At 58.5% G+C, this 8,441-nt stretch carries 8 protein-coding genes; all 8 read left to right on the forward strand.

What is annotated here, in order from left to right; all coding sequences use genetic code 11:
* Positions 1-123 precede the first annotated feature (123 nt).
* The 8 genes from FYJ40_RS08445 (at position 124) to FYJ40_RS08480 (ending at position 8,035) form a co-directional block, all read left to right on the forward strand.
* The gene (locus FYJ40_RS08445; RefSeq protein ID WP_195838625.1) at positions 124-1,206 is read left to right on the forward strand and encodes a DMT family transporter; all 1,083 of its coding nucleotides are present in this window, start codon (positions 124-126) and stop codon (positions 1,204-1,206) included.
* Positions 1,207-1,389: 183 nt separating this feature from the next.
* The gene (locus FYJ40_RS08450) at positions 1,390-2,313 is read left to right on the forward strand and encodes a PTS mannose/fructose/sorbose transporter subunit IIAB (protein WP_154518543.1); all 924 of its coding nucleotides are present in this window, start codon (positions 1,390-1,392) and stop codon (positions 2,311-2,313) included.
* A 36-nt stretch (positions 2,314-2,349) separates the two neighbouring features.
* The gene (locus tag FYJ40_RS08455) at positions 2,350-3,144 is read left to right on the forward strand and encodes a PTS sugar transporter subunit IIC (RefSeq protein ID WP_154518546.1); all 795 of its coding nucleotides are present in this window, start codon (positions 2,350-2,352) and stop codon (positions 3,142-3,144) included.
* A 13-nt stretch (positions 3,145-3,157) separates the two neighbouring features.
* A complete protein-coding gene (locus FYJ40_RS08460; RefSeq protein ID WP_154518549.1) occupies positions 3,158-3,991 on the forward strand; it encodes a PTS system mannose/fructose/sorbose family transporter subunit IID in 834 nt (277 codons plus the stop codon).
* A gap of 198 nt (positions 3,992-4,189) precedes the next feature.
* A complete protein-coding gene (locus tag FYJ40_RS08465) occupies positions 4,190-5,173 on the forward strand; it encodes an SIS domain-containing protein (RefSeq protein WP_229770738.1) in 984 nt (327 codons plus the stop codon).
* Positions 5,174-5,329: 156 nt separating this feature from the next.
* Positions 5,330-5,959, forward strand: coding sequence for an HAD family phosphatase (locus FYJ40_RS08470; RefSeq protein WP_154518552.1), 630 nt, complete (start codon positions 5,330-5,332; stop codon positions 5,957-5,959).
* 206 nt (positions 5,960-6,165) lie between these two features.
* Positions 6,166-7,173 (forward strand): YitT family protein, encoded by a 1,008-nt coding sequence (locus tag FYJ40_RS08475; RefSeq protein ID WP_370450677.1) that lies wholly within the window; start codon positions 6,166-6,168, stop codon positions 7,171-7,173.
* Between the two features lie 142 nt (positions 7,174-7,315).
* A complete protein-coding gene (locus tag FYJ40_RS08480; RefSeq protein WP_154518558.1) occupies positions 7,316-8,035 on the forward strand; it encodes a GntR family transcriptional regulator in 720 nt (239 codons plus the stop codon).
* Positions 8,036-8,441: the final 406 nt, after the last annotated feature.

Consider the following 8,441-nt stretch of genomic DNA (forward strand, 5'->3'; position numbering starts at 1 on the left):
GTGATCCGTTTTCCTCCGTCCCCAGCGGATCATTTTCCGTTCGGCGATTTGTGGCTTGAAAAATGTATATAACGACTATAACGTAGTATGAAACATATTGGAAACAATACCGAGGAGGCTGCGTTGAAGAAAAGCAATCTGGGCTATGTGCTGGTGCTGATCGCCGCGCTTATGTGGGGCAGCATCGGAATCTTTGTAAACGGCATCTCGGCCATGGGCGTTTCGTCCCAGAGCATGGCTGCCTTTCGCTTGTTGGTCGGAGCGCTTATCTTGGCGCCGGTCCTGATGTTTATGGGCTGCCGCCCGGGTGAGGGGTCTACCGTGGCTCAGGGTCCGCTGGCTCTGTTCAAGGCAAGCCCTAAAGAGCTTGTTCCCTGCGCGCTTGTCGGTATCGTCGGTTTGGCCGCCGCCAACACCTGCTATTACGAGTGCATGGGCGAGGTGGGCATGTCCACGGCCTCGGTGCTGCTCTATACCTCGCCGGTGTTTGGCGTCATGCTCGGCCGCGTGCTTTATCGCGAGGACGTGACCCCTAACAAGCTCGTTGCCATTGTCTTTAATATCGTTGGCTGCGTGCTTGCAGTGACCAATGGCGACCTTTCCGGTTTTCATTTTTCGGTTTGGGGCGTCACGTCGGGTGTGATTGCAGGCCTTTGTGGTGCGTCGCTCGCGGTGTTTAGCCGAATAGCAACCAAGACGGTCCACCCGCTGGCTGTCACGTTTTGGGGCTTTGTTTTTGGCGGTGCGGTTATGGCAGCTATCGCGGCTCCGTGGCCGGATGTCGCCGCGGCAATGTCGCCACAGCTGCTGCTGCTGTTCCTTGGCTTTGGACTCATCCCCACAGCCGTGGCCTACATCTTATATATGCAGGGTCTGTCCATGGGGCTCGAGACGTCGAAAGTTCCCGTCGTAATGTCATTCGAGACAGTTGTCACCGTACTGCTGGGCATTGGTGTCTACGCCGAGCCCGCCGGCGCGATCAAAGTCCTGGGCATCGTGCTGGTGCTCGCGTCCATCCTGATTATGAACACCGACTTCTCCAAGCTGCGCAACAGTGTGTTTGTCGGTCATGTCATTGAGAGCATGACCTTTAAGCCCAACGCGTGGTGGACGGAGAAATCGCAGGACATGGATCTGTTTAAGGAACGCACCGGCATCGCGCTGGAGCCCACCGTACAGGAAAGTCCCTGGTACTTCGTGCGATAGGGAATTGCGTGCGGCATCCGACCTGGGGTTATCCAGCCAGTTCCCGCCTACCCAGCCCCAATGTTTCGAGTACGTTAACCCCGTAAACGGTCGATTTTTAACCGTGAACGGTCTTTATACTAATTATCAATGTAAGTAGCGTATAAGACGTTATAATGACCATAACGAAAAGGAGGAGGCAAGATGAATCAGATCATTCTCGCATCTCATGGCGGCCTGGCCGCAGGCGCCAAAGACACGCTCGAGATGGTTCTCGGCGACGTGTCGAACGTCCACGTCGTGTCGCTTGCTCGTGACGACAAGGAGCCCATCACCAATAAGGTGGACGCCATGATCGCCACGTTCAACGCGGACGACACCGTCTATGTGCTGACCGATATGCTCGGCAGCTCGGTCAACAACAGCATGGTCGAGCTTTCCAAGAACGGCACGAAGTTCACGGTTGTCAGCGGTTTCAACATCCCGCTGGCGCTCACGCTCGCTATGAGCCCCGCCCCCGTCAAGGGCACCGAGCTCGCGGCCCTCATCAACGAGGCCCGCACTGGTCTGACCAACCCCAACGCACCGGTCGAGGCCGTCGCGGCTCCCGCCAAGAAGGCCAAGGCGTCCCGTCACAGCTCCGGTCCCGCCAAGATCGTCCTCGCACGTCTTGACTACCGTCTGCTGCACGGTCAGGTCGTCTTTACCTGGACCACCAAGGTTCAGGCCGAGCGCATCATCGTCGTCGACAACGCTGCCGCCAACGATGACATCAAGAAGGGCGCTCTTAAGCTGGCCAAGCCCCAGGGCGTGCGCCTGAACGTCTTCACCGTCGAGCGCGCCCTCGCCAAGATGGACAAGCTCAACACCCTTGGCGAGCGCGTCATGTTCGTCTTTGGCAACACTGCCGAGATGCTGCAGTTCTGCCAGGGCTACAAGCTCGACGCCATCAACCTGGGCGCCACCGCCAACCACGACGGTGCCGATCAGGTCGGCGGCAAGGACAGCTCCGTCTTCTTCGACGCCACGCAGAAGGCCGACATCAACCAGCTGCTCGACATGGGCATCAAGCTCTATGTCCAGCAGACCCCCACGTATCAGAGCGTCGACATCGACGCCAAGCTGTAGTCAACCAGGCTTTTGCCTGACTGAAAGGAGAAGGGTATGAATACGTTCATCAGTGCGGTGCTCGTCGGCCTCGTCGGCGTGTTCTGCATGTGGGACTCCCGCCTGCTCGGTCGTCTTAACTTCGAGCAGCCCCTCGTTGGCGCTACGCTCGTCGGTCTGCTGCTGGGCGATGTGCCCACCGGCCTTGCCGTCGGTGCCGCCGTCGAGCTCGTGTCCATGGGCCTGGTGCAGGTCGGTGCTGCCGTTCCGCCCGATATGGTCCTGGGCGGCATCGTGGCCGCTGCCTTTGCGTGCCTGACCGATGCTTCCGCCGAGACCGCCATGACGATCGCCATCCCGGTCGCCGTCCTGGGTCAGCTCCTCGGCATCGTGTTCCGTTCCATCATCGCCGCCCTCACCCATGTGGCAGATAGCGCGATCGATAACGGAAAGTTCAAGACCGCCTACCGTATGCACATCTGCGTCGGCACTGGTCTGTACGCCGTCATGTACTTCCTGCCGATCTTCCTCGCCGTCTTTGTTGGCACCGACCTGGTTCAGGCCATCGTCAACATGGTCCCCGAGTGGCTGTCCACTGGTCTTAACGTTTCGACCAAGATCATGACCGCCTACGGCTTGGCCCTGCTGCTCACCATGATGATCAAGAAGGGTATGACTCCGTTCCTGTTCATCGGCTTCCTGCTCGCCGCTTACCTCAACCTGTCCGTCATCGCGGTCGCTCTGATCGGTGTGTGCCTGGCTGTCGTCTTCATGGGCTTCAAGTTCAACGGTTCCCATGCAGCCGCCGGTGTCGATTCCGACTACGATCCGCTCGAAGACGACGAAGACTAAGGAGGAACACACTATGGCAACCGCAACCAAGGACGTGTCCCTGAACAAGAAGGTCAGCCAGTTCTTCTGGCGCTCCTGGGCCATCCAGGCCTCTTGGAACTACGAGCGTCAGATGAACATGGGCTTCCTCTATGGCATGGTTCCCACGCTCGATCGCCTCTATCCGGATGAGTCCGACCCCAAGCAGCTTGCTGCCAAGAAAGAGGCTTATCGCCGTCACATGGCGTTCTACAACTGCACTCCGCAGACGAGCGCTTTCGTCCTGGGCCTCGCCGCCTCTATGGAGGAGGAGTACGCCAAGGATCCCGAGAACTTCGATCCCGATTCGATCAACGCGGTCAAGACCTCCCTCATGGGCCCGCTTTCCGGTATTGGTGACTCCTTCTTCCAGGGCACCATCCGCGTTATCGCCTTTGGTCTGGGCGTTCAGCTTGCTCAGCAGGGCTCCATCATGGGCCCGATCCTGGCCATGCTCATCTCCATCGTGCCCTCCGTGCTGATCACTTGGTTCGCAGCCAAGATGGGCTATCAGGGCGGCCACGAGTACCTGAGCAAGCTTCAGGGCGGCGACCTCATGGAGAAGCTCATGTATGTCTGCGGCATCGTGGGTCTTATGTCCGTGGGCGGCATGATCGCTACGCTGATCGGCGCCACCACCCCGCTGCAGTTCGCTGACGGCACCGTCGTGATCCAGGACATCCTGGACGGCATGATGCCCCAGATGATTTCCCTTGGCCTCACCGGCCTTATGTACTGGCTCATCAAGAAGAACGTCAACACCGGTTGGCTTCTTGTGATCGCCATCGTGGGCGGCATCGCCCTCTCCGCGGCCGGCATCCTGGCCTAGTCGCGCCCAAGCGTCTAACCGCTTTCCCCGGGGAGCCTGCCTGGCATCCCATACCCCAGGCAGGCTTCCATCCCTAAATGTGTCAAAGGGACAGTCCCTATGTCACATCTTCAATGGGCCGGCGACTCGGTCCAAATCACGGTAATCCTGCGCACGTCCGGCAAAGTGGCGCCGCAAAAATCGAAAGGAATGTGTCAGATGTACGAGATCGACCTTAACCTCCCTAAGCAGATCGTCGCTGACGTCCTGTCCAACCACGAGATCCACAGCGTCGCCTTCGTTGGCTGCGGCGCTTCCATGTCCGACCTTTACCCCGCCAAGTACTTCCTGGCCAACAACACGGACAAGCTGAACGTTCAGATCTTCACCGCAAACGAGTTCAACTACGACACGCCCTCCTGGGTCAACGAGCACACCTTCGTGATCACCTGCTCCCTTGGTGGCTCCACGCCCGAGACCGTCGAGGCCAACAAGACCGCCAAGAAGCACAACTGCCCGGTCGTCTCCCTCACCAACAAGGCCGGCTCCGCTCTGACCGTCGACGCCGACCACGTCATCATCCACGGCTTCCACGCCAACTATGCTGCCAAGTGCGAGAAGCCCGGCTATGCCATCGCTCTTGCTCTCGAGATCCTTCAGCAGACCGAGGGCTATGACCACTACGAGGACATGATCACCGGTCTCACCAACGTCTTCGACCTCTGCGAGAACGCCGCTCAGTCCTGCAAGAAGCTCGCCAAGAAGTTCGCCGAGGACTTCAAGGACGACAAGATGATCTACTTCATGGCTTCCGGTGCCTCCGAGAAGATGGCTTATTCTCACGCCGCCTTCCTGTTCACCGAGATGCAGTGGATCGACGCCGCCGCCTACAACACCGGCGAGTACTTCCACGGCCCGTTCGAGGTTTCCACCGAGGGTAAGCCCTACGTCTTCTTCATGTCCGATGGCGCTACCCGTCCGATGGACGCCCGCGCCCTCACCTTCCTTGAGCGCATGGGCGCCAAGGTCGCTCTGATCGACTCCAAGGACTACGGCCTGGCTGACGCCGTGCCCGCGAGCGTCGTCACCTACTTCAACCCGCTGCTGCACCTCGCCGTTATGCGCGAGTACGGCAACCAGATCGCCGAGGCCCGTCAGCACCCGCTGACCATGCGTCGCTACATGTGGAAGCTTTCCTACTAATCACAAGTAAGTAGACCTTACGGGTTGATTGAGAGGGGATGGGGTTTTCACCCCGTCCCCTTTTTTGCTTTGGGGGCGTGTTTGTCGCGCCGCAAACCCCAGATAAAACCTACCAAAATAAACCTGTCCCTTTTTGGCAGGTGGAAGGAGGAGCGTATGATTAAGGCAGTGCTGTTTGACATGGACGGCGTGCTGGTCGATACCGAGTGGTTCTACAACCGTCGCCGCGTGGCGTTTATGGAAGAGAAGGGGTTCCACTTTGACGAGATCCCCGACCTTTCGGGGTCTAACGAGCCGGCCATTTGGAAGGCGCTGGTGCCCGACGATGTTGAGCTGCGTGAGCGCCTGCGCGTGGAGTACAAGCAGGTCTACAGCCCGCACCACCCCGTTCCGTATGCCGAGCTTCTCAACGAGCAGACGGAGCCGGTGATGCGTGAGCTGCATGAGCGCGGCGTGAAGTGTGCCATCGCGAGCTCGTCCTATCGCGAGCTGATCGACGAGCTGGTGGAGATTGCCGGCATCGCCGACGTGCTGGACTACACCATCAGCGGTCACGAGTGCAGTGCGTTTAAGCCCGACCCCGAGATCTACCAGCGTGCCATGGAGGCGCTGGGGGTGGAGCCTGCCGAGTGCCTGGTTATCGAGGATTCGCCTCTGGGCATCGAGGCTGGCAAGCGCTCTGGCGCCCGCGTCCTGGCGCTGCGTCCGCACGAGGGCGTCAACCTGGACCAGTCTGCCGCCGACGTTGTCATCGACAATCTGTGTGACATCCTACCTGCCATTTAGGGACAGGTTTATTTTGGCAGGTTTTATCTGGGCAAATGCCGAATTCGCCGTGAAGGGATCGCTCTCTTCACGGCGTTTTTCTTTTGAGCGGCCTCACGGTCCTTCTGATGGTTGTCGAGAGAGGGTGAATTGAGGCGCCCCCGCACGCTCCATGCTACAATCGCGGGCATGCCCCACAACTATATCTGCCTTCGAAAGGAGCCTGCGTGGCGGATGCCATCGATCAGCTCACGGACCGCGTGCTCGTACTCGGCCGCCTCACCATCGTCCGCCGTGCCATTACTGCCGTGGCAGTCACGGTCTCTGCTGTTCTCCAGACATTTCTGATCCAGGCGTTCATTCGGCCCGCTGACCTGCTTCCGAGTGGTCTTACCGGCGTCGCGGTCCTTCTCGATCGCGTTACCTCGCTAGGCGGCGTTCACATCGACATCTCGCTCGGTATGCTCGCACTCAACATCCCCGTGGCGCTCCTATGCTGGAGCGGCATTAGCAAGCGCTTTGTCATCTTCTCGATGATGCAGGTTGTGCTCTCGTCGCTGTTCCTCAACGTCTTTCACTTTGCGCCGTTTTTAGGCGACAAGATCATGCTCATCATTTTTGGCGGCGTGGTCTCGGGCCTGGGTGCTGCCATCGCGCTTAAGTCCGGCGCATCCACCGGCGGCACCGACTTTATCGCGTTGTGGGTTTCCAACCACACAGGCAAGACCATCTGGGGCATCATCTTTGGCTTTAACTGCTTTATCCTGGCAATCTTTGGTTTTATGTTTGGCTGGGACAAGGCGGCGTATTCCATTGTGTTTCAGTTTATTTCGACCAAGACCATCGACAGTTTCTATCGTCGCTACGATCGTGTGACGCTGCAGATCACGACGCGTAAGGCAGACGAGGTCATGACTGCCTACGTAAACCATTTTCAGCACGGCATTAGCTGCGCCGAGGTCGTCGGCGGATACAGCCGCGAGAAGATGTACCTGCTGCACACCGTTGTCTCGACCTACGAGAGCCAGGACATTATCAGGCTGGTATGCGAGGTTGATCCCGGCGCCGTGATCAACGTGTTCCACACGCTCGACTTTGTGGGCGGTTGGTGGGGCGGTCATGTCGACGAACCCATGCCCACGGCTGTTCCCGATCCCGACAAGCCCGCACGCATGGCCAGCAGGCAGGTGCGCCTCAGCGAACAGGACAGCTTGCAGCAGGACGACGGCAAGTAAGGTATTTGGCATTTTGCCGGCTCTGCCCAATCCTGTCCCTTTTTGGTAGGGAGGGTGTATCGTTTTATCGTTATGAGGTAACATAAAACTAGACGTTATATACGTATGTGTTATCCCGATATTTCGATAAGAGTGATTAGATATGCCTGCACCCAAAAATGCGCCGCTATACCAGCAGATTTACGACGAAATCAAGGATTCGATCGAGAAAGGTGTTTATGCACCCAAGGAGCGTATCCCGTCCGAGCTTGAGCTTGCCGAGCAGTACGAGGTGAGCCGTATTACGGTGCGCCGCGCCGTAGAGGAGCTGTGTTCCGATGGCTATCTGGTTAAACAGCAAGGCCGTGGCACGTTTGTCTCCACGCCGCACATCAACCGCCAGTTTCATGCCTCGACGCTGCAGACGTTTACCGCGCTGTGTGCCGACAATGGCATGAAGGCCGGCGCGCATGTAATCGATCGCCAGATCGTTCCGGCGCGCCAAAACGAGATGGAGTTCTTTGGCCTGCAGAAGGATGCGCTGCTGCTGCATATCAAGCGCGTGCGTACGGCCGACGGCGAGTCCATCTTTGAGGAGAACATCTTTGTGCCCTTTGACGCCTACCGTGAGCTGTTGACGGCCGATCTTGAGGACAAGTCGATTTTTGCCGAGGTCGAGCGTGTTGGTGGAACGCCGATTGCCTCGGTTGGCTACCGCACGGTCGAGGCCGTTCGCGCCAATGCCGAGCAGGCGGCCGAGCTGGGCATCGCTCCGCACGATCCGCTGCTCAACCTGCGTGCCGGCTTTATCGGTCCCAATGGCGAGCCGGTCCTGATGGGTAAGCAGTACTACGTGGGATCGCGCTACGTCATGGTGATGTAAGTTACGCGGTTTTACCAAACCGCGTAACGGCTCGATGCTACGCCTTTGGTTCCGCCGTTCTAACGAACGGTGGACCGGTCGACGCTGCAAACGCCCCTAAGCGGCAATCTGACGTTCAATTTCAAAGGCGCGACCAGAAGGTCAGCGCCTTTTCATTTCACGGCACCTTGGCTCAAATGACGGGCGCTCGCTGGCGTTGCCAAAACATCGGCGTTGCCTTGATTCGGGCAGCTAATTTGGGACGGGGCTATTTTGACTACTTTGCATGTAAAAGTAGTCAAAATAGCCCCATTACAGTTTGAGTCGTCCGAAAGGGCGGCTCTTTTCCGTTGCACGGCTATACGATTGAGCCGTACCGGTGGTCGCTGGCCGACCGCCCCGGACGGCCGTCAGCCCCTGCCCCGTA

It is taken from the genome of Collinsella sp. WCA1-178-WT-3 (M1), assembly GCF_009696325.1.
In the GTDB taxonomy this organism is placed as follows: Bacteria; Actinomycetota; Coriobacteriia; order Coriobacteriales; family Coriobacteriaceae; genus Collinsella.